The 20,996-nt window shown below is 42.5% G+C and carries 25 protein-coding genes and 3 pseudogenes; all 28 read right to left on the bottom strand.

Going from position 1 to position 20,996, the window contains the following annotated elements; all coding sequences use genetic code 11:
* Nucleotides 1-1,359 carry a Gfo/Idh/MocA family protein gene (locus MKP07_RS14275; RefSeq protein ID WP_240847793.1) on the bottom strand — a complete coding sequence of 453 codons (1,359 nt, stop codon included), beginning with the start codon at nucleotides 1,357-1,359 and terminating at the stop codon, nucleotides 1-3.
* Between the two features lie 335 nt (nucleotides 1,360-1,694).
* On the bottom strand, nucleotides 1,695-2,663 hold the full coding sequence (locus MKP07_RS14270; RefSeq protein ID WP_240850832.1) for a RagB/SusD family nutrient uptake outer membrane protein: 969 nt from the start codon (nucleotides 2,661-2,663) through the stop codon (nucleotides 1,695-1,697).
* Between the two features lie 294 nt (nucleotides 2,664-2,957).
* Nucleotides 2,958-3,077 (bottom strand): annotated as a pseudogene (locus MKP07_RS14265) (hypothetical protein); the annotation flags it as partial.
* A gap of 5 nt (nucleotides 3,078-3,082) precedes the next feature.
* Nucleotides 3,083-3,565: a hypothetical protein gene (locus MKP07_RS14260; protein ID WP_240847792.1), complete on the bottom strand. Its 483-nt coding sequence runs from the start codon at nucleotides 3,563-3,565 to the stop codon at nucleotides 3,083-3,085.
* A gap of 10 nt (nucleotides 3,566-3,575) precedes the next feature.
* Complete coding sequence (locus MKP07_RS14255) at nucleotides 3,576-4,340, bottom strand: SusC/RagA family TonB-linked outer membrane protein (RefSeq protein ID WP_240847791.1); 765 nt, start codon at nucleotides 4,338-4,340, stop codon at nucleotides 3,576-3,578.
* Nucleotides 4,337-5,611 (bottom strand): SusC/RagA family TonB-linked outer membrane protein, encoded by a 1,275-nt coding sequence (locus MKP07_RS14250; protein ID WP_240847790.1) that lies wholly within the window; start codon nucleotides 5,609-5,611, stop codon nucleotides 4,337-4,339. The genes MKP07_RS14255 and MKP07_RS14250 overlap by 4 nt, the downstream gene beginning before the upstream one ends.
* A gap of 40 nt (nucleotides 5,612-5,651) precedes the next feature.
* Nucleotides 5,652-6,299 (bottom strand): TonB-dependent receptor plug domain-containing protein, encoded by a 648-nt coding sequence (locus MKP07_RS14245; protein WP_240847789.1) that lies wholly within the window; start codon nucleotides 6,297-6,299, stop codon nucleotides 5,652-5,654.
* On the bottom strand, nucleotides 6,200-6,667 hold the full coding sequence (locus MKP07_RS14240; RefSeq protein ID WP_240847788.1) for a carboxypeptidase-like regulatory domain-containing protein: 468 nt from the start codon (nucleotides 6,665-6,667) through the stop codon (nucleotides 6,200-6,202). The genes MKP07_RS14245 and MKP07_RS14240 overlap by 100 nt, the downstream gene beginning before the upstream one ends.
* 476 nt (nucleotides 6,668-7,143) lie before the next feature.
* Nucleotides 7,144-7,638 (bottom strand): tetratricopeptide repeat protein, encoded by a 495-nt coding sequence (locus MKP07_RS14235; protein WP_240847787.1) that lies wholly within the window; start codon nucleotides 7,636-7,638, stop codon nucleotides 7,144-7,146.
* Nucleotides 7,616-8,038, bottom strand: a complete 423-nt coding sequence (locus MKP07_RS14230; RefSeq protein ID WP_240847786.1) for a hypothetical protein — start codon at nucleotides 8,036-8,038, stop codon at nucleotides 7,616-7,618. The genes MKP07_RS14235 and MKP07_RS14230 overlap by 23 nt, the downstream gene beginning before the upstream one ends.
* Nucleotides 8,039-8,586: 548 nt before the next feature.
* Nucleotides 8,587-9,876: a glutamate-1-semialdehyde 2,1-aminomutase gene (gene hemL / locus MKP07_RS14225; RefSeq protein WP_240847785.1), complete on the bottom strand. Its 1,290-nt coding sequence runs from the start codon at nucleotides 9,874-9,876 to the stop codon at nucleotides 8,587-8,589.
* A gap of 45 nt (nucleotides 9,877-9,921) precedes the next feature.
* Entirely contained in the window at nucleotides 9,922-10,446 is a 525-nt protein-coding gene (locus MKP07_RS14220) for an STM3941 family protein (protein ID WP_240847784.1), read from the bottom strand.
* Between the two features lie 9 nt (nucleotides 10,447-10,455).
* Entirely contained in the window at nucleotides 10,456-11,445 is a 990-nt protein-coding gene (locus tag MKP07_RS14215) for a coproporphyrinogen-III oxidase family protein (protein WP_240847783.1), read from the bottom strand.
* Complete coding sequence (locus MKP07_RS14210) at nucleotides 11,439-11,813, bottom strand: oxygen-independent coproporphyrinogen III oxidase (protein WP_240847782.1); 375 nt, start codon at nucleotides 11,811-11,813, stop codon at nucleotides 11,439-11,441. Before MKP07_RS14210 ends, MKP07_RS14215 begins: the two co-directional genes overlap by 7 nt.
* The gene (locus MKP07_RS38530) at nucleotides 11,813-12,124 is read right to left on the bottom strand and encodes a hypothetical protein (protein ID WP_262919300.1); all 312 of its coding nucleotides are present in this window, start codon (nucleotides 12,122-12,124) and stop codon (nucleotides 11,813-11,815) included. The genes MKP07_RS14210 and MKP07_RS38530 overlap by 1 nt, the downstream gene beginning before the upstream one ends.
* Nucleotides 12,111-12,793 (bottom strand): annotated as a pseudogene (locus tag MKP07_RS14205) (hypothetical protein). The gene MKP07_RS38530 and the pseudogene MKP07_RS14205 overlap by 14 nt, the downstream one beginning before the upstream one ends.
* 269 nt (nucleotides 12,794-13,062) lie before the next feature.
* Nucleotides 13,063-13,902 (bottom strand): SH3 domain-containing protein, encoded by an 840-nt coding sequence (locus MKP07_RS14200; protein WP_240847781.1) that lies wholly within the window; start codon nucleotides 13,900-13,902, stop codon nucleotides 13,063-13,065.
* A gap of 58 nt (nucleotides 13,903-13,960) precedes the next feature.
* Complete coding sequence (hemF, locus tag MKP07_RS14195) at nucleotides 13,961-14,923, bottom strand: oxygen-dependent coproporphyrinogen oxidase (RefSeq protein ID WP_240847780.1); 963 nt, start codon at nucleotides 14,921-14,923, stop codon at nucleotides 13,961-13,963.
* A gap of 9 nt (nucleotides 14,924-14,932) precedes the next feature.
* Nucleotides 14,933-15,151 carry a hypothetical protein gene (locus tag MKP07_RS14190; RefSeq protein WP_240847779.1) on the bottom strand — a complete coding sequence of 73 codons (219 nt, stop codon included), beginning with the start codon at nucleotides 15,149-15,151 and terminating at the stop codon, nucleotides 14,933-14,935.
* A 73-nt stretch (nucleotides 15,152-15,224) separates the two neighbouring features.
* A complete protein-coding gene (locus tag MKP07_RS14185; protein ID WP_240847778.1) occupies nucleotides 15,225-15,731 on the bottom strand; it encodes a M1 family aminopeptidase in 507 nt (168 codons plus the stop codon).
* Nucleotides 15,728-16,198, bottom strand: a complete 471-nt coding sequence (locus MKP07_RS14180; protein WP_240847777.1) for a gluzincin family metallopeptidase — start codon at nucleotides 16,196-16,198, stop codon at nucleotides 15,728-15,730. Before MKP07_RS14180 ends, MKP07_RS14185 begins: the two co-directional genes overlap by 4 nt.
* Nucleotides 16,144-16,785 carry a gluzincin family metallopeptidase gene (locus MKP07_RS14175; RefSeq protein WP_240847776.1) on the bottom strand — a complete coding sequence of 214 codons (642 nt, stop codon included), beginning with the start codon at nucleotides 16,783-16,785 and terminating at the stop codon, nucleotides 16,144-16,146. The genes MKP07_RS14180 and MKP07_RS14175 overlap by 55 nt, the downstream gene beginning before the upstream one ends.
* A 67-nt stretch (nucleotides 16,786-16,852) precedes the next feature.
* Nucleotides 16,853-17,811 (bottom strand): annotated as a pseudogene (gene hemE / locus MKP07_RS14170) (uroporphyrinogen decarboxylase).
* Nucleotides 17,812-17,924: 113 nt separating this feature from the next.
* Nucleotides 17,925-18,224 (bottom strand): uroporphyrinogen-III synthase, encoded by a 300-nt coding sequence (locus MKP07_RS14165; protein ID WP_240847775.1) that lies wholly within the window; start codon nucleotides 18,222-18,224, stop codon nucleotides 17,925-17,927.
* Complete coding sequence (locus MKP07_RS14160; RefSeq protein ID WP_240847774.1) at nucleotides 18,182-18,619, bottom strand: uroporphyrinogen-III synthase; 438 nt, start codon at nucleotides 18,617-18,619, stop codon at nucleotides 18,182-18,184. The genes MKP07_RS14165 and MKP07_RS14160 overlap by 43 nt, the downstream gene beginning before the upstream one ends.
* Nucleotides 18,609-19,571 carry a hydroxymethylbilane synthase gene (gene hemC, locus MKP07_RS14155; protein WP_240847773.1) on the bottom strand — a complete coding sequence of 321 codons (963 nt, stop codon included), beginning with the start codon at nucleotides 19,569-19,571 and terminating at the stop codon, nucleotides 18,609-18,611. The genes MKP07_RS14160 and hemC overlap by 11 nt, the downstream gene beginning before the upstream one ends.
* On the bottom strand, nucleotides 19,571-20,233 hold the full coding sequence (locus tag MKP07_RS14150; RefSeq protein WP_240847772.1) for an NAD(P)-binding domain-containing protein: 663 nt from the start codon (nucleotides 20,231-20,233) through the stop codon (nucleotides 19,571-19,573). Before MKP07_RS14150 ends, hemC begins: the two co-directional genes overlap by 1 nt.
* The gene (locus tag MKP07_RS14145) at nucleotides 20,233-20,844 is read right to left on the bottom strand and encodes a glutamyl-tRNA reductase (protein ID WP_240847771.1); all 612 of its coding nucleotides are present in this window, start codon (nucleotides 20,842-20,844) and stop codon (nucleotides 20,233-20,235) included. Before MKP07_RS14145 ends, MKP07_RS14150 begins: the two co-directional genes overlap by 1 nt.
* Nucleotides 20,845-20,996 lie beyond the last annotated feature (152 nt).

The raw sequence follows: 20,996 nt of genomic DNA, 5'->3' as shown, positions 1-20,996 counted from the left end.
CTATTTTTTGAATTTATTATAAACATAACTGGTACCATAAGGATGACGCTGGGGTCTGCTTAACAGCTTATTGGCTTCGGTATTATTTTTAAATACTTCTTTAGCAGGATCCCAGTACAATTTAGTTCCCATTTTCATGGCTGCAAAAGCCACCAGGCAGGCGCTACAGGAGCGATGCGCTATTTCCGCAGGACTGATGGTAGTTTTTTTATTCTGTATACATTCCAGCCAGTTGCGGTGCTGCTCAGGACTTTCATACAAATGAATTTCATTTGGTTGGATCACCGATTGCAATATAGCCGGGTTGCTGGCATTAAAGGCCCTAGGCTGAGACTTGTCGCCACTGGTGGGATCGGTTGCTGTAACGCCCACATTACCGCGGGATACAAAGATCCACCCATCTGTACCAACAAACTTTACACCATTCGGATTTTTACTATTCACATGCATGGTTACACCATTCGCATACTTAGCCTCCACTTCATAATCGCCATGTACATTCCACAAACCAGATTTTGGGAACTGTGCCGAGCCGCTTACTTCTATTGGCCCCGTCAATTCAGTATTCATGCCCCAATGAGCAATATCAATATGGTGCACGCCCCAACCGGTGATCATGCCGGCTCCAAATTGTTCAAGGCGCAACCAACCCGGCCGTGAATCCAGGTCAGTAGGATGATGAACCCTGTCTTGTGTATAATAGATGTACGGTGTAGACCCCAGCCACTTATCATAATTCAGTTCTTTGGGGATGGGCATTTCGGCTGTATTGCCACCGGGCGGATCAGCAGGCAAACCCACATGTACTTCCTTTAGTTTTCCTATACGGCCGTTGCGAACTAACTCGCACGCTTTTTTAAATTGTGGCCAGGGATTAACCGACCGTTGCTGACTACCTAATTGAAACACCACGCCTTTGGCTCTTACCACATTACTCATGTGCCTGCCTTCTTCTATTGTAAGCGAAGTAGGTTTTTGGAGATAGATATGTTTACCCGCCATAGCAGCTTCCATTGCAGGCTGCGCATGCCAGTGATCAGGTGTACTGATGATAACAGCATCTATATCTTTACTGGCAAGAAGCTCCTGGTAATCGTCGTACAGTTTTACGTTGATATAATTTGCCTGGCCCGTTTTTTTTGCATACCAGCCTTCAATCAATTCCTTCCCCTTTTGCTGCCTGTATTTGTCAACATCGGCAATGGCGATAATCCGGGCAACATCATTCTTAAATGTTTCTGGCAGATCATGTGTACGGGCAATCCGTCCGCAGCCTATTTGAGCAATATTGATCTTATTGCTGGGAGCATTTCTGCCAAAAACTGTAGAAGGAACAATGGTTGGCGCACCCTGCAGCAATATTCCACCGGCAGTAAGTGTAAAAGAATTCTTTAGAAAACTTCTTCTTCCTTTTTTGTGTTGGACGACATTTTTTAAAATTTACTATCGTAAAAGATCAGATTAAAGCCGGCGCTTGTTCTATCCAATATTGCAATCGCCAGGCAAGCAAAAATCATTTTGATATATGTGAGACTACTAAGATAAAGGTTCGGACTTAGAGCGCAAGTATCTATTAAAATTACAACGTTTGAAATAAACCAGACTCTATAATTAAGGCTCCCTTACGGAAGCCTTAATGCCGAAAACCATCCCTTATTCAACACCTGAAAACTTAAAAGAACTTTCTATTAAAATCACTCCACTTTTAATGGAGCTACATTTTTCTCAGCGCCCGGGTAGCCTATATTTTGATTAATGATTCCCTTAATATTTGTATTGATCGCATTAGCCGGCACTGGCCATAACATATGGTGTACACTTACTTTATACTCAGCCCATCGGTGCTTTAATCCTTTGTTGTAGAAATTACTCTTGCTTACCACCCTGTCATACCAGAAGTTGACGCCCATTTGCTTTATGTTGGCATTATTACCTCCAGGGCCGCTTATATTCTCCAGTTGGTAAACGCGGCCTCCAAATATTTCACATGGCTTCTTTGTTTTGGCATAGATATACGCGATCCTCACCAGCTCTATATGCCGGTTTTCTTCATAATACAGTTCACGCGCTCTTTCATCCAATATTTCTCCAATGTTTATTTCAGCAGCGGTTAAGGTAGCTGCTCCGGCCCTGGTGCGTACTTCATTCAAATTAATGGCTGCCTGTGCAGGATCGTTCTTCCAATAATAACATTCTGCCAGCATCAGGTACACCTCTGCAGAACGGTAAATATACCAGGGTGTTTCGCCACCGGCCCAATTCCCGCTTTGTGTTGGGTCAGGAACAAAAACCTTATAATGTGGCCAGGAGTACCAGGTTCGTATGGTATCCTCTACACTCATGGCGGCCGGCTTTACAAAATTTTTAGCGTACCACTGGTTATTGCCCGATTTTAAAGACGGGTGGTTGTATCGCAGATCTGTCATTTTTCTCCAACTATCTTTATTTAATATTCCCCTCGTATCATTGGCTTCCTTATCGGCGCGCCATATTTCATTGGTAAAATACCAGGTGGATCTCAACCTGCCAATACCCCTGCCATAAGCTTTGTTTAAATTCAGTGAAACGTCGGTTTCATTTGCTGCAAGATCAACACTGGTTCCTGTTCTTCCATCGGGCGTTATGATCGCTCCACTATTCCAGAAGGGAACAGCGTTTCGCATGGTTTGAATTCTATCAGAACCGTCCACCAGCGGATAAGATACCACATACATTAAACCCTCTGTATTTGACATGTCTAATTTCGCCTCTACACTATGCAGGTCGAACATCAAATTAGTGCTAGGTTTTGTAGCATTGACTGTAAACCTGTTTTTCATCAAAGGATGAAGCGCCACGATTTCTTTTCCTACCGCAATGGCTCGATCAAAGTCGGCTAGCGACATACAAATTTTCATGAGTAAAACGCCGCATGCCGATTTGGAAGTGCGGCCCCTGTCTACTTTTTCAGGAACCCACTGGTAGGCAAATTCCATATCCTTTTTCATTTTCTCCAAAATGCTCCATCTGTCATAAGAATAAAAATCATATTTAGGTTCGTTGATTTCATCACCGATATACGGCACATCTCCAAACTGGTGTGTTAGCTTAAAGTACCTGTATGCTCTGTGAAAATAGGCCGCCCCGAGAACCGCATTTTTTCATTTTCATCTTTAAACGTAGCATCATTTATGCGCGCAATTACGAGGTTGGCGTATTTAATGCCCTTATATCCCTCGTACCAGTACCAACCCACTTTTGTGAAATCGTTACTATTCAGCTGCGCATCGGGTAGTAGGGAAATATCCATATTCATTTGAGGGCCGGCCTTATCTGTTGTTCCTTCAACCGCCACCTCAGATTGTATGATCTCGGTAATAGCAGGTGCAGCATCGCCAAAATACTCATGCCGCATATTTCTTTCACAAGCGGTAATGGCCGAATACATGCCTTGCGCATCAGATAAAGCAACACCGGGCTCATAAAAGGAGAGCGGTTGGGGTTTGAGCCATTCTTTATTACAGGCAGCCAGTAATAGTGCCATTAGAGAGAATAAGAAAATGTTTATTAATAGAATCCTTTTCATAAGAGGAAAATTAAAGTGTTAAATTGATGCTCAAATTGTACGTACGAGGTGTGGGCTGGCCCGGCGTATATTCATTCCCGTCTGGATTCCGGGTACGAAATCCTCCCGATTCGGGATCACCATATTTCCAGTGAGGCGCCCAGAAGGCAACATTTCTTACAGCGGCAGACACCCGGGCACTTTGAATGCTGATCTTTTTTAGAAAAGATTGCGGCAGACCGTAGGATAGTGAGAGGTTGTCCAATCTTATAAAAGACCGTTCAACATAGTTGGTACCAATATTTCTGGAACCTATCCGTGCATAGTCGTTAATGGGATTATTGGGAGTCCATCTTGGCTGTACATAATCACTCGACCTGTCAGGAAAACTGTTATTGTTAGCCGATCTGTTAAACTGCTCTCTTTGCCCCCAGTTGGAGTAAATAAAAATGGAAAAAGTAAACGCCTTATAGTCAAAATCATTTCTCCAGGTCCAGCGAAAACGAGGGCTTTTATAACCCAGAAAAACCCTGTCGGCATCCGTCATTACGCTATCTCCGTTCTGGTCTTTATACTTAAAGTCTCCTGGCTGGTTTCCATATTTAGCTGCGGCAATTTCTTCACCATTCTGCCAGACACCTGTACGTTCGTAATCCCAGAACTGATCAGGATCGCGGCCAATAAACCATCTGTTTTTAATATCGTCAGCTTCCTTCTGACCAATGATGTTTCCCTGGGCGTCTTTCACATCAATCATATCACCATATAGCTTAACTATTTTTCTCCGGTTGATCATAAAGATGAGTCCTGAATTCCAACTAAATTCTTTTTCTCCAGGATTTTGCCATTCAAAGAAAACTCAAGACCCTTATTATTTAACTGTCCAAGATTTGCTGCAACACTATTGAATCCTATAATTTCCGGCAAGGCCCGATCTACAAGCAGATCTATTGTTGTCGCCGTATACGCATCAATTGTAGCAGTCAGCCTGCTTTTGAAAATAGAAAAGTCTAACCCGACATTGTAGGATGATTTACTTTCCCACTTTAAGCCCAGGTTAGCCATCCGGTTTACATAAAGCTGGGAGGATAGGTAAACTTTACCTGTCTGATCAATGTACGGGTGTAAACCTGATGTCATATCTGATAAGGCTTCATACTGACCAATATCACGGTTACCGTTTTTGCCCCATGATAGTCGCAGCTTACCATAATCTAACCAGCTGGATGTTGATTTCATAAATGCTTCTTCAGAGAAATCCCATGCAAAAGCAAGAGCAGGAAAAGTAGCGCGTGGGTTTTGAGCTCCAAAGGCAGAGAAACCGTCTCTTCTCACAGAACCGGTCAACATATATTTATCCTTGAAAGAATAAAACAAGCGGCCCATTAAAGCGTCTCCCGTCCGGTAGGTATCATTACTTTCATTTAACGGTACCGATCCTGCCTGCAGGCGGTGGTAGCCAAGAATATCGCTGGGTGTATATTTTGAGGCAGTAGCTTTCGTTCTCCAAAACTGTCCTTTTTCCGCGTTCTGCAAGAGCGTTACCTCCAGTTTATGATCATCGAATTGCTTTTTCCATCTAAGCACATTATCGATTTGCCAGTTATAGGTTTTTTCGAAAGTGCGTTCGCTGCTACCTCCATTAGCCGCCCATTGGGGGTTTTTAGATGACTCGTGATTGTAGTATTCCCGCCAGGTAAATGAAGGCGTAAAATTACTCTGAAACTCGAATCCAAGAGGTAAGGTAATAACACCATAAATACTAGAGTTGAGTGTATTGTAAGCATCCTTCCGATCTCTGTACAAGTTGTCATGAAATGGATTTACAGGTGTTGCATCTCCGGTGGGAAGCCTTCTATAAAGGCTGCTTGGATCGTCAAGATTATTAGACCCATAAGGAGAAATAATGGCAGACTGTCCCCAATCTGCCTGAAGAAATCCCTCATCCCTAACCGCGAAGTTGGTATTGGCACCTACTTTTAAAAATGAAGTAATTTTGGATTCAAGATTTAAACGGGTTCTGAAATTGGTGAAACGATTGCCAACAACAATACCTTCTCTGTCCACATAATTCAGAGAAAAATAGTAGTTAGAATTTTCATTTCTATTAGATACATACAGCTGCAGTATAATCCTGTTGAAAACCTTTCTTAAAAACCAGGTCCTGCCAGTTCGTTACTTTGTTAACCAGGTAGTTGTCTATTTCGGGCGTTCTTAGTTCAAGCCGGGTCAACCAGGTGCGAACCAGATCTTCATCTGTTACGGAAGTAGCCGGAGTTGTTTTATCGTAATTATACCAGGTTAGTTGATTAATATTACTACTTAGTTTTCTCGGATCGATAAACATTTCGGGATACTGGTTGTGAAAAGCCTGGGTTCTTCTTCCAATCTCATAATCGTATCGCCAGGCTAAAAATTCTTCCCCATTCATTACACGGGGCATCCCGGCGGCCTCTACAAATCCTAAATTTGCGTTGAGCGTAATCCTGGGTTTACCAGCTGCACCTTTTTTAGTGGTAATCAATACCACGCCGTTAGCAGCTTTTGCACCAAACACAGCTGTAGCGCTCGCATCTTTTAAGATGTCGATAGATTGAATGTCATTGGGATTAATGTCAGCGAATGTACCGTCAAAGATAACGCCGTCTACTACGTTTAACGGATTACTGCCTGCTTTGAGCGTACCAGATCCACGCACCAATATATCGGCGTCACCACGGGCGGTATTGCCAGGGTTACTTTGACCGATAACCATACCAGCTGCATTTCCCCGCAAGAGATCCTGCACCGATCGGGGGCTTCCTTCTCTAGTTTGGTAGCTTGTACAGATGCTACAGCACCTGTCAAATCTTTACGCCGCGCGGTACCATAGCCGATTACAACGACTTCATTCATGTCGGATGAGCTGGCCGTCATTACCACATCGATACTGGGCTGATTCGTTAGCCTGATTTCCTGCGCTGGATACCCCGTATAGCTAAATACCAAGGTAGCGCCTGCCGGCACGTTTTGAATAGAATAGTGCCCCTGCTCATCAGTTATGGTGCCCAGCTTAGAGTCTTTTACCATAACACTCACTGACGCAAGCGGCTGCTGCTTATCATCCTTGACGGTTCCAGACACCGGCCTCGCATTTTGAGCAAAAGAAACAAACGAAATACAGAGGAATAATAACAGGCACAAGCCTGCCCTGAAAAATAACTGATTGTTTTTTCTCATATAAATAAAGCTTTAATCGTTAAATAGATACCAATAACAGCATGTCTGCTATTATCAGCATCGGTTTAGGTTTATTCAAAAAAAATAAATGAAGCTGCAGCGAATCGTTATAAACTACAGTTTCGATTGATTAGTACAAAACAAGTTTTAGAAGTCTGTTAAATCCTTTTTGGAAGGTTTATGGCATCGTTAATAATCCTAACTAAAATAGTGTTTTTAATCATGGATAACAACTAATACTTAATTACAACGTTTGAAATTGTTTCCCCCATCCAGTCAAGAGAAAAACATTTAATCCTATCCGTTTTCAGCATACTGATTACCAGTGCCGGATAATAAAAAAAGCTGCCCCGGGGCAGCTTGATCCTGATAAACGTTTTCTACTTAAGGCGTTCCGCTTCTTTGGCTTCATACAGCACCTTCAATATGTCTTTTACATTTTCAGGCTTTTTATTTACCTGCAAAGCATACTCCAGGTATTCTATCGCTGTTTTTATTTCTCCATTTTTCAAGAAGCCTTTGCCCAGCCCGGATATAGCAATATCCGACTCCGGGTATAATAGGTAATTAGCTTTGTAAATACTTAGCGCTTCTTTTATTTTGTTTTGTGTTACAAATAAATTGCCTACACTGTTTAACAGGTGCTCGTTGTCTACAAAGGGCTTGAGCATGGCTGCCAGGCTTCGCATATTCGTATGCCGATGGATCAACACACCCTCTTGCTCCCACTGATGGATGAGTGTAAAACTTGCATAGTTAGGTGTGTACGTCTTACCAGAAAGAATAGCCAACAGGTCTCTTTCAAATGTATAAACCGGGAACTCATTAATACGGCTTATTTCTTTTCCATTTTTATAAATAATAAATGTAGGCACCCGATAAATACCCTTGCCTTCTCTCCTCTCCGTTTGGACTTCTTTTGTAAATCGAATCAGTGCCGCCCAAACCTATAAGCTTTATTTGTTTTTCAGGAAATGCAACAGAAGATAAAACCTTGAGTAGCCGCGGTACTTCTCTTTTAGAGTCTCCACACCAGGAACCGAATACAATTTCTATTGAAACATCTTTATAGCCGATCCTTTTCAGCTGATCAATTACCGGCGAATCAGGAATATAAGAATCAAACCCTGTATTAAACCAGCTTGCGTAAGGAGCTTGTTTTAAATCGTTAATACTACATTGGCCATAAATGATTTTATCGGGTGCCGCTTTTTCCTGGGCATTTACTAAAAGAAAGGATAAGAATAATATGATTGAGGCGATTAATTTTTGCATCTTAAATAATTTGAAAATGATTGAATAGAAATAGTATGCGCATAGGCATGCGTTACCCATACAGCATTACACGAAAGCTGGAAAAGCTTTCGTGATTGATTTGATATATGTTATTTAAGATAGAAATGCCGGAGGGCGCCAGGGAAGTAGATATATGCCCTCGCAAACCTGATCCCTCAAAAGAGGATAAGCCTGCCTATGATCACTTACGAACGGTTCGTTTGCTTTTAAAAACTTAGCATGATAAAAATATACATCGAGATGTGCATGTACGTGGCTTGCGGGTTGTTTTTCAGGGGATGCTGGTTCGTTTTCCGAAGAAGTTAAAAGCTGCTCACAATCGCACTGCTGGCTAACAGGTTGTGCAATATTCACCAGCCTGCAATGCAGGTAGTTCATGTAGTGTGCGTCCTGCGCCACAAAAAAGGTATAAAATATAGTATCAATAAAAGGTTGCGCAACAGGTTGTTTCGATTTACGTTACCGAAAATAATAAAAAATGGGACAACTTAAATAAATTGCCCCATCCCCCGTTTATATCTTTCGTATTATAGTTCTACCAGGCTTTCTGCTACTGCCTGCACCGTTTTATCCAGGTCTTCATAGCTCAGCGCATTGTTTAAAAACCAGCTTTCGTAAGCAGATGGCGGCAGGTAGATGCCCCTTTTCAACATAGCATGAAAAAACTGCTTAAACCGCTCTATATCGCATGCAGCCGCACTGGCAAAGTCAGTTACCGGCTTGTCACCAAAGTGCACGCTGATCATGCTACCCAAATGATTAATGGAATATGCCTGCCCCCATTTGCTTAACACTTTTTCCAATCCGTTTTTCAGGTATAAGGTTTTATTATCCAACTCCTGTAATAAAGCGGGGTTCGATTTCAGCTCACTTAATAAAGTAAAACCAGCGATCATAGCAATGGGATTACCACTTAGGGTTCCTGCCTGGTACACATTACCCAGCGGCGCCACTACTTCCATAATCTCACGTTTACCCCCAAAGGCCCCTACCGGCATGCCCGCCCCGATTACCTTACCATAGGTAACCAGATCAGCTGCCACTCCCAGCTTCTCCTGTGCGCCACCCAAGGCCAAACGAAACCCTGTCATTACTTCATCAAAAATCAATACGATTCCATTCTCATCACAAACCTGCCGCAGGCCTTCCAGGAAACCAGGCTGGGGAAGAATGCAACCCATATTACCTGCCACCGGCTCAACAATAATAGCAGCTACCTCCTCTTTGTGTTCTGCAACCAATTTCTTAACCGCCTCCAGATCATTATAGGCACAGGTCAGTGTGTCATTAGCAATCGCAGCCGTTACACCTGGTACTGTCTGTATATTAAAAGTAGCTAAGCCACTACCAGCTTTTACCAGAAAAGCGTCGGCATGGCCGTGATAACAACCTTCAAATTTGATAAACTTATTACGACCGGTATAACCCCTTGCTACACGTAAGGCGCTCATGCAAGCTTCTGTACCGCTGCTCACCATTCTTATCAGATCTACATTTGGCGCAACCGACCTTATCAATTCGGCCATTTCAATTTCCAGTTCGGTAGGAGCACCAAAGGAAGTGGAGTACTGGGCTCTCTCGCAAATGGCTTTTACAACGGGCTCATAAGCATGCCCCAATATCATAGGGCCCCATGAAGCGATATAATCGATATATTGCTGATCATCTGCATCATACAAATAAGCGCCTTTGGCTTTTTTGATAAACAAGGGCGTGCCACCTACACTTTTAAAGGCCCGTACCGGCGAGTTAACACCCCCGGGAATGCTTTGTTGCGCTCTCTCGAATAAGGCTTTACTTGATTCGTAACTATACATAATTTACTATTCCTTTAATTAGTTGATAATATATGGTTGATTACATCAGCTGTTCCTAAATGCCTGCCGCTTATTTTGTATGAGCGAATATAGCTCCTGAAAATCCATTTTTAAACGACTGGCCGCGATGTTAACCGGCGTACGTAGCGTATTATAATTCATCTCCAGCATTTTCCTCTTTAGCGGGTTAGGTTCAGCAGCCATATATTTTTCAGGATCTTTAATGGTTATTTTGATAAAATGATCACCATTGCTTTCGAGGTGCCCGATCTCCGTAACCTGCGCCCAGCTTACTTTGGGAAACAATACGCCCAGAGAGCCATCCGCTATACCATCATTGTCAATGATGAGCCCCGGCTTTTTGTTAAACACTTTTTGCGCCATAAATGCAGCTCCGATAATAAAAATAAAAGACCCGATAAAGCCGGCCACTTTTATAAAACCTGTGCTGCTACTTCTGGTAAACAGCTGCGGCTGTATAGCCATTAAGGTAAAAATCAGAAGCAGTATTACAAAGAATGTAAACCTCTTAATAGCTTTCGATTTATTGATGGGCACTTTTATTATCATACTGTGGTTTTATACGGTCATTGAAAATATCCTGGTTTGCGGCTGTTTACGTAACAGCCGAAGGTCGAACGCCATTGCAATATTGCGCGCGAAAGTGCGGCCTTTTTCTGTTACCAGCAAATGATTATTGGCTATTTCAATTAAACCATCCTGCTGCATTTCATGAAGACGTTCCAGAATATCAGGCATTTCGGACAACTGCACTCTTTCATCCTGCCAGGATGTTTCTAAATTACACATCAGGTTCAGAATATGTTTTCTTATCACCAGGTCTTCCCTATTCAAAACATGTCCCCTGAAAACAGGTAAATCGCCCTTGTTAATTCGTTCGGTATAATCTTCCACCGATTTGTCATTCTGAGCAAATGCGTACCAGCTATCGCTGATGGCCGACATTCCCAACCCAATCATTACCTGGGTAGATGAAGACGAGTAGCCCATAAAGTTGCGGTGGATGGTTTTATTCAATACCGATTGATATAACTTATCCGTTGGAAGCGAAAAATGATCCATGCCTATTTCTACATAGCCCAGATCAAGCAATAGCTGCTTACCGTTTTCATATAACGTTCTTTTTAATTCAGGACCGGGAAGGTCCTGCTCATCAAAACCTCTTTGCCCCACACCTTTCACCCAGGGAACATGCGCGTAGGAATAAAAAGCGATACGGTCGGGCTTTAATGATATGGTTTTTTCAATGGTATGCTTCATGCTTTCCCATGTCTGATGCGGCAGTCCGAAAACAAGATCATGACTAATGCTGGCATATCCTAAAGCACGTGCAGCGCTGGTTGCTTCCTGCACTTTTTCGAATGGCTGTATGCGGTTGATCGTTTGCTGCACTTTAAGATCATAATCCTGCACGCCAAAACTCACCCTCCGGAAACCCATATTATACAAGGTATCCAGATGCTGAACTGTTGTATTATTAGGATGTCCTTCAAAGCTAAATTCAGGATGTGTATCAATATCTGCCAGTTCAAATATACCCTCTAGCAACCTTTGCAGGTTCGCGGGCTGGAAAAAGTAGGTGTGCCGCCACCTAAGTGCAGTTCTTTTATGCGGGGACGTTCTCCCATTATTTCCGTATACATTTTCCACTCTTTCAATAGGGTATCGATATACGGATTCTCTACACCATGGCGTTTGGTGATACGCTTATGACAGGCGCAAAATGTGCAAAGGCTTTCACAAAAAGGTAGATGGATATAGATGCTGATGCCTTCCGTGGCATTGCTTTCTTTGAAGCTTTTAACAAGGGATGCTTTCCATCGGTCTGTTGAAAACGATGACTCCTCCCAATAAGGAACCGTGGGATAACTGGTGTACCGGGGACCAGGGATATTATATTTTGTAACCAGGCTCATTAACTATTCAACAACTTAGCTGCATCAACTGCAAAATAGGTGGCTATCAAATCTGCGCCCGCTCTTTTAATAGAAGTCAAACTTTCGAGAATCGCTTTATTTTCGTCCAGCCAGCCTCTCTCAGCAGCAGCTTTGATCATTGCATACTCACCACTTACATGATAAGCGCTCACAGGTACTGTCACATTATTCTTTATGTCCCTGATGATATCCAGGTAGGCCATTGCAGGTTTCACCATCACGATATCTGCTCCCTGCTCCACATCCTGCAATGTCTCGTTGATAGCTTCGAGTCGATTAGCGTAATTCATCTGGTAAGTTTTTTATCGCCAAAGCCAGGAGCGCATCCAGTGCATCTCTGAAAGGACCGTAAAAACAACTGGCATACTTGGCGCTATAGCTCATGATACCTACATCTGTAAACCCATTTTCTTCCAGCGCCTTTCTGAATGCCCCTATACGGCCATCCATCATATCACTAGGCGCAATAAAATCAACCCCGCAGCAGCATGAGACAAGCTCATCAGGGTCAGCGCTTCTACCGTTTGATCATTTACGATAGTTCCTTTCTCTATATCTACAATACCATCATGGCCATAAACAGAATAAGGATCAAGAGCTACATCCGTCATCACAACCATTTCAGGCACGGCGTCCTTAATCGCCTTCACACTTCGTTGCATCAAGCCATCGGGGTTCCAGGCTTCTTTACCAGTATTATCTTTTACTTCATCGAGCGCCTTTACGAACAGCAATACCGCCTTTATACCTAGAGTCCACACTAACTTCACTTCCTCAATGGTTTTATCGAGCGAACGCCGGTAATATCCTTTCATCGAGGGTATTTCTTCTATCACCTCTTTCCCCTCGGTTATAAATAAAGGCAGGATAAAATCGTTGGGTGTCAACACTGTTTCTGCCAATAAGCTCCTGATGGCTCCTGATCTGCGTGTAATACGATTTCTACGTTGTAAGTACATAATATAATATTTCGGATGTATGATTTAAGATGTACGATTTTTCTAGCGATCCTGCTTTATTTCATAAATCAGACATCCTATGTCAGACATCACTTTTTTATCTTTGATTTGTTTGTTTTATCAGTAGCGACAAAAATACCCCCTTTGTTCAACCCCGCTGGGGTCGTGGGGCCACTCAAACATTAGTGCTATAAATATTTGATCTCTCCTAGGTCAGAATACTCAAATCCCCAGTTGCAGATTGTTAAAAATCTTCCGAAATAGATTCATCAGCATCCGCCAAAGCTATATTCCACCTCCACCCCATCCTTCTTTTGTATAAACTTTACACCACTTCCACCGCCCTCGCTATTATACTGGAAATTATACATATTCGCTGATTTTACTTCATTACCATCGTCATCATAATTTACGGTCTGATACCACCAACTGAAATAGTCGTAAGCACTTTTTAACTTATTAAAGCTCTTTACATCCTCCGGCCGGTAAGCACGGGCATTTTGCAATTCTAATAAAAAGAGCACCGCCTCATGCAGCGAAAACGAAGGCAGAAATAAAGTATGTGTTTCCCCGCCCGCGCCACCTTCCTCCATATATTGCTGAACAGCCTTGTAAGTATACCCGCCATTAAAGGTGTAACTTTCACTGAAATGGATCTCATCCTTATCCTGCTTCTCCAGTTGCTGCTTTTTGTAAGTGAGCGGCTTTCCCAAATACCCTTTTAAAGCATCACTAATCGGAATATCGGGGATATATTCATCAGAAGTCTTTTTCTTATGGATAGTTTTTATGGGTATATGCACCAAAAAGGCTGCAGGCACATATCCTTCTTTATTGTTGTGCACTACTTTAGCCCATTCCGATTTTAATGTATAAACATGCTTTTCATTATCGGCATACTGCTCAGGGCGGGTTGTTACAGTATCGCCATAATAACACAAATAGATAGGAAAAAAACTGTTCTTATTGAACTCCACTACATCTACTTTACTGCCCTTTGCAAGCGTACCAATCTGCCGGCTTTTAACATCTGGCTTTTCAAAAACCTCTAAAGGGAATCCTTTCCAGTTATACCAGGTCTTTGTTTGAGCTGAGCCAATAAAAGGCAATAGTATAAAAAGATGAACAGCTGCTTCATGAGTATTATGTTTACCTGGGTGTGCAATATCAGCATTTATTAACGCGGGACGCCCAATCTTCTTCAGTGATCTCAGTAGTCGTCACCCATTCCCTTGGGTGTTTACAAGCCTGTAATAACCGGTCTTCTGCGCTTCCCGGTACCGGCTGGTAATTATAATCGAATCGAACAGTAGCAGGGAGGCTCATTAAAATACTTTCTGTTCTGCCATTGGTTTTAAGGCCAAAAATGGTACCCCTGTCATGTACCAGGTTAAACTCTACATATCGCCCCCTCCTTATTTCCTGCCAGTATTTATGCGAAGGCTCAAATTCGTCATTCCTTCTCCTGGCAACAATAGGGAGATAAGCTGGTATAAACGCATTGCCACAGGCCTTGCCAAAATTCATCCATAAATCAACATCTTCATGATCATCGGCCTTCTGATGATCGTAAAAAATACCCCCTATACCACGCCTTTCATTATCCCGATGTGTATTCACAAAATAATCGTCACATACTTTTTTAAACCTGGGGTAGAACGAACTGTCAAAACCATCACATACATTTTTATAAGTAGTATGAAAATGGATAGCATCCTCTTCAAATAGATAATAAGGTGTTAGGTCCGTACCCCCGCCGAACCATCTGTCAATAGTATCTCCCTGCTCGTTATACAGCTCGAACATTCTGTAATTGCAATGCACTGTAGGTACAAAGGGATTGAAAGGATGTATAACCAGGCTTAACCCAGCAGCAAACCATTGATCACCATTGATGTTCAATGCTTTTCGCATGGTGTCTGTTACTTTTCCATATACAACCGAAGTATTAACACCGCCTTTTTCAAATACATTTCCATTAGCTATCACGCGGGTTTTGCCGCCGCCGCCGCCTTCCCGTGTCCATTGATCTTCCACAAATTTTGCTTTCCCGTCTTCCTGCTCCAAGGCAGCACAAATGCGGTTTTGCAGGTCGTGAATAAACTCAATCCATTGTTCTTTTACATTCATGATATCCATTTATAATGAAAGACTGTTATCTCCCGGTGTAGCATCCATAAAAACACCTCCGTCTATTACAATACTTTTTATCTTCTTGTTGGTGGATGCTTTAATATTGATTGCCTTTGTACCTCGCCAAACTACCGGACTGTAATGCGTGAGTTTCTCGCTGCCATCGGCCAATAATATTGTTACATCAAAGGGAATAGCAAACCCTCCTATGTTTTCTACCTGCACGGTGCTGGCATCTATTGCTTTACCCGCAGATCGATATAATTATTGCTAAAAAACCAGTTATTCCAATACCAGTTCAGGTTTTGTTGAGTAGCTGTATTAAAAGAATAAAAAAGTCCCAGGGAATAGGATGCTTACCATTCCAGTTGACCATGTATTGATGCAAAGCTTTTTTGAACAGTGTATCTCCTAACAGATCTTTAAGTGCCAGGTAAGCCAATGCCGGTTTTACATAAGCATTATTACCATACCCCACTCCGCTTAATTGGGATGACATGGTAATAATTGGCTGATCTTGTTCAGCTGAAGGATCCTGTATATAACGTTGAACACGCAATGCTTTAAACGCAGAATCAGCATAGGTTTTACCATTCTCTTCTATTCCAATAAGGTATTCAAAAGCGGTTGCCCAACCTTCATCCATAAAGGCATAACGTGTTTCGTTGGTACCCATATAAAAAGGAAAATAAGTATGTGCTACTTCATGGTCGAGGGTTAAACGCGAATCTTTTAAGTCCTCAATTGACGCATCATTAACCATCATAGGGTACTCCATATCTGCAAACCCTTGTATAGCAGTCATGGTTGGATACGGATAGGGTACTCCGGCCACTTGGAAGAGAACCATTGAAGACAATACTTACCCCAGTTTACATATTGTTTAAAATCTGCGGCACCCTCTTTATACGCGGCTTGCATGCTAACCCTCCTTCCTGTAACCGGATCTACAACAATACTTCCGGCATCCCATACATAGTGATTGCTTAGTGCAAAAGTTACATCTGTAATATTTTCAGCAGTAAAATGCCAGGTATTCCAGTCTTGCTGTGCAGTAATTTTTCCTTCTCTCATCTCCGCTGCTGTGGCCACGTGAACTACATCCGCGGTAGAGAGAGATGATGTAAATCTTTTAGCAGCCTCCGGCGATAATACTTCGGCTGCGTTTTGTAGTGTTCCTGTAGCCCATACTACAAAATTTTTAGGAGCCTGCACTTTCAGGTTATAGTCATTAAAATCATTATAAAACTCCTGCCTTCCTGCGTGCGGCAATCTGTCCCAGCCGTTGTAATCATCGTATACAGAGATTCGCGGATAGGCATACGCACAAAAAAAGTCTGAGGATCTATTTGACCTTCGCGGTCACTTTCTTTAGACAACGGGTACGACCACTCCATTTTCACTTCAACTTGTTGCCCCGGAACTACAGGCTTTGCCAGCTCAATTGCATTTACAGTTCCCCAATCTGTTCCATCTGTTTTATAAACAAAACGGTCAATCGAAAGGGTCTTTATTTTCAACCCCTCCGTTAAAAAGTCTTTTGAAAAATAATCATAGCGGGGAGCTTCGGGCTTATGCAGATTATTGACAAAACGAATAACAAGTTCTTGCAAGGTATCAGGACTGTTATTACTGTACAGAATAGTTTCTGTACCCGTAACTGTTTTGGATACCGGTTCAACCCGCACACTAATATCATAAACACCCTTATTTTGCCAGTAACCTGAACCAGGTAGACCCTGAACAGACCTGGTTCCCCTGTCATAAGCAGCTCTAACATTACGCGGTGTGTATAACGCCTGTGCTACTAATGAGACAGAAAAAGCTAATAGCCCTAATAATCCAACAATCTTTTTCATACCTCCATCTTTGAATTGAAAAAGCTTTAAGTATCGATCATTGTTGTGCAATTCACTATGCTGCTACTTAAAAACGAAACTCTTTTACCGCATCTACAAATGCCCTGGCATGATCTACAGGTACATTAGGTAGAATACCATGCCCCAAGTTGGCAACATGTCTTCCTGGTCCGAAATCCTTTAACATTTGCGTTACTTCTTTTTGTATCACTGGTACCGGCGATAATAATTTTGCCGGATCAAAGTTCCCTTGTAAAGTTACGTTTGCACCAGCAAATTGCCTGGCCACCGGAGCTTCAATGCACCAATCTATACCTAATCCGTGAGCGCCTGTTGCCGCCATTTCACCTAAAGAGCTCCAGGCCCCTTTTGCAAAAACGATGGTAGGGGCATCCTCTTTTACCGCAGCTACTATCTGGCGGATATATTGCAACGAAAAAGCTTCAAAATCATGTTTGCTTAATAAACCACCCCAGCTATCAAATATCTGTACGGTATCAGCACCGGCGGCTATCTGGCCTTTTAAATATTGGATAGTAGTATCTGTGATCATTTGTAACAAGGTATGCGCCAACTCCGGGTTCTGGTAGCAAAACCCCTTGGCTTCATCAAAAGTCTTACTGCCCTTGCCCTGTACCATATAACAAAGTAAAGTCCATGGTGCACCTGCAAAACCGATTAAGGGAACCCTTCCGTTCAGTTCCTGCTTGATCAATTTAATCGCATCAAATACATAATGAAGCGTATCATTTACATCAGGCACTTTAACGCGGCTTAGGTCACTTTGCGTTTTTATCGGGTCAGGTAATAAAGGTCCCTGTTTTTCTATCAACTGCACTTCCAGTCCCATTGCCTGGGGTACTACCAATATGTCAGAAAATAATATTGCGGCATCAACACCTACAATATCTACCGGCTGTAAAGTAATTTCACAAGCCAACTCCGGGTTCTGGCATCTTTCAAAAAAGAATATTTCTCTCTTAACCTGATATACTCTGGTAAATAACGCCCCGCCTGACGCATCATCCATACAGGTGTGCGTTCTGTGGGTTCACCCAATAAGGTCCTGATCAATAAATCATTTTTTATAGTAGTATCTCTTTTCATCTTTTGATTACTTAAAATATTTCTTTGCTTCTTTATATTTGACTAAACTGCTCTTTCACCTTATCAATCATTGCCTGCCCGCTTGCGGTAGCAGCAACCACTATGTTTTGGGTAAAAGGCTTTAAAGATCCTGCTGTTGTATTCCCTACTGCAAAACAAATAGTGTGCAGCCCCACCTTGTTCACACTGCAAAAGCTTTTGACAGCGCTCGGACTAAAAAACAATATACCATCAAACAACTGTGTTATGGCATGAGCTACTTCGTGCGTGGTATACACAATCAATTGCTTTAAATCGGTTTTGCCAGCCAGCTTTTCAGGGATGGTGTCCATTCTTTTATCGCCACAAAAAAATAAGCTTCTTTAATTCCAGCTGCTATTATTTCTTCTGCTAATGAAGCACTATCTGCAACTGTTGCATATACGGTTGATTGAGGAAAATGTATCTGTACCTGTTCTTTTGTAGCCCCGAAAAGGCAATAAATATTCCAGCTAACGCTTTCCTTTATCAGTGCAGATACCGCTGTAACAGATCTCGAACTGGTAAATATAGCAGTGATGGGTTGACCACTTAAGCGCTTGAGGGAATCAATGAGATCCTCATCAGCGACAGCCTGTGTCTCAATAAAAGGAAGACAGGCAATGTCAATTTCATGATTGGCTGCTTCTGCAAGGAGTGCCTCATCAAGGATTTTAGTACTTAATATTTGTATCCTTCTATTTTGCATTTTTAAATGCATTCACAATTTCACGACCACCCTGCTCTAAAACCTGCTGTCCCGCACTTGTTCCGGCTTCATTGGCCTCTTCTTTACCAAAAGTGAGTTCAACAGCTACTTTTTGCAAGCCATCAGGCGATATAATATTCCCTTTAAACAGGATATGATCCGGGGTAACTTCAGCCAATGCGCTTATCGGGGTAGAACAGCCGCCCATCAATGCGCTCAGGAAATCTCTTTCTACCTTAACGGCAGTGGCTGTGTCAGCATGATTGATTGGCGCGAAAGCATCCAATATTTTCTCGTCTCCGCTACGGGATACCACCATAATGGCACCTTGCGCAGGAGCCGGTAACATCCAATCGAGGTCAATGCTGCTTTGAGGCCTTACATTGATCCGATCCAGGCCTGCCGCCGCAAAAATGGCTCCATGCCAATTACTCTCTTCTACTTTCTTTAAACGGGTATTAACATTGCCCCGCAAATTCTCTACAACACTACCGGGATAACGATTGAGCCACTGTGCTTTGCGACGAATACTGCTGGTAGCAATAAGGAGAGATGACAGTTGTTGGTTGTCAGTTGACTGAAATCCCTGACGGATCTGCGTGATACTATCATCCGTCAACTGCTCTCTGTAAACTAAAATATCTTTATAGCTCGCCCTTTCCAGCACCGCAGCCTGCACAATACCTTGCGGCAATTGCACCGGCACATCTTTCATGCTATGTACGGCTATATCAATGCGGTTATTCAACAAAGCAGCATCAAGACTACGGGTAAATACGCCTTGCACGCCCATTGCATATAAAGGGGTAACGAGGTCGATATCGCCTTCGCTTTTTATAAAAACCAGCTCTGCAGCGTGGCCATTGTCTTCGAGTAGTTTTTTTACCAGGTCGGCTTGCCATACTGCCAGCTGACTTTCTCTGGTTCCGATTCGGATAGGATTATTTTGCATCAGGACATTTGCAGGTAATCATTGATCAAATTGATGAACTGACAGCCTTTATCATTTTTTGTTTTCAGATTTACAGCTAATTGTTTTACGGCCTTCTGGGCTTTCACCGTTTGTTGTTTTAGCTGCGCATCTCTGGCAAACTCACAAGGATGCAGTTGCAATTTATCAATTTCTTCGAGCTTACTTTTCCAGGTTTTTAAATGCAGGGCATAACGATAGTCTTTTAACCACTGCCAGAACTCCTGGGTGTAATACTCTATAATGGCTTCCGCTTTAGGCACTTCGTCCCTCCGCTTAGCCAGGGTTTTATCTAAAATAGTAGTAGAAATCTCATCCACATCAATCACCAGCTTACCCTTCATTTGTTTTACATCAGGGTGTACATTCACCGGAACCGAGAGGTCGAGAATCAGCTTGTCATCGGTTTCGTTAAAGTGCGAAGGCAGCACTGTAGGCTCATTGGCATTGGTGCATACAATAACTACATCAGCCTCTGCAATGGCTTCGCTTTTGTCTTTATAAGATGAAAATAAAATCCGGCTGGCCTGTGACAATGCATAAGCCGTGTCATCAGTGCGGTTCATTACCGTAAGGCTTACACCAGGAAAGTAGGTCACCAGGTTTTTGCAAACATTCGCACCAAATTTACCTGCCCCTATCACTAATATCTTTTTTCAGTCAGGTCCGGAATCGCCTGCAATAATTCAATGGCAGCAAACGATACCGAAACAGTTCCATTGCTAAGCGCGGTATCCGTTTTCACTCTTTTTGAGGCCTGAAATACAAAATTCAGGGTACGATCCATCACCGGACCGATCATATTGTTGGCTTTTGACAGATCTATTGCTTTTTTAATCTGTCCCAGTATTTCGTAGTCTCCCAATATTTGTGAATCCAAACCAGAAGCCACATTAAACAAATGCTGTAACGCCGGATTGCCGTTCTTTAAATAAGCATACTCAAAAAAAGTGCTCCGGTCCGCACGGCACTGGTCTAATAAAAGGTTCACCAACTGCATTACCGACTCGGCAAAACCATAAATTTCGGTACGGTTACAGGTGGAAACAACAAAAACACTTTTTAGATCGGCTGCTTTGGCAGCTAATGCCAGTTTTGCAAACTGGTCGTTATTAATGGAAAACAGGCCCCGGGTAGCGGTATCCGCCTTGTGGTAGTTGATTCCCGCAACGCAAAACCTATCGAGTACTTGTTTTGAAATATGAAAATCTTCTGCAGACATTTGAGTGGTGCAAATGTATATAAGGTTGTCCATCTGCACGTCATAAAAATGTCATCTGGGCAAAAAAGATATCATTGTATAATATGATCAAAATCATACTTTACTTAGCGGCGTCGCCACAACTATTTGTTACCTTTGCAAAAAAATTTTGATCTGGCTTAAGAATAACTATTGAACGCTACTCC

This window comes from Paraniabella hibiscisoli, from assembly GCF_022512515.1.
Taxonomy (GTDB): Bacteria; Bacteroidota; Bacteroidia; order Chitinophagales; family Chitinophagaceae; genus Niabella; species Niabella hibiscisoli.
Note: the sequence above shows the minus strand (reverse complement) of the source record. Positions and strands in the feature narration are given on the sequence as shown.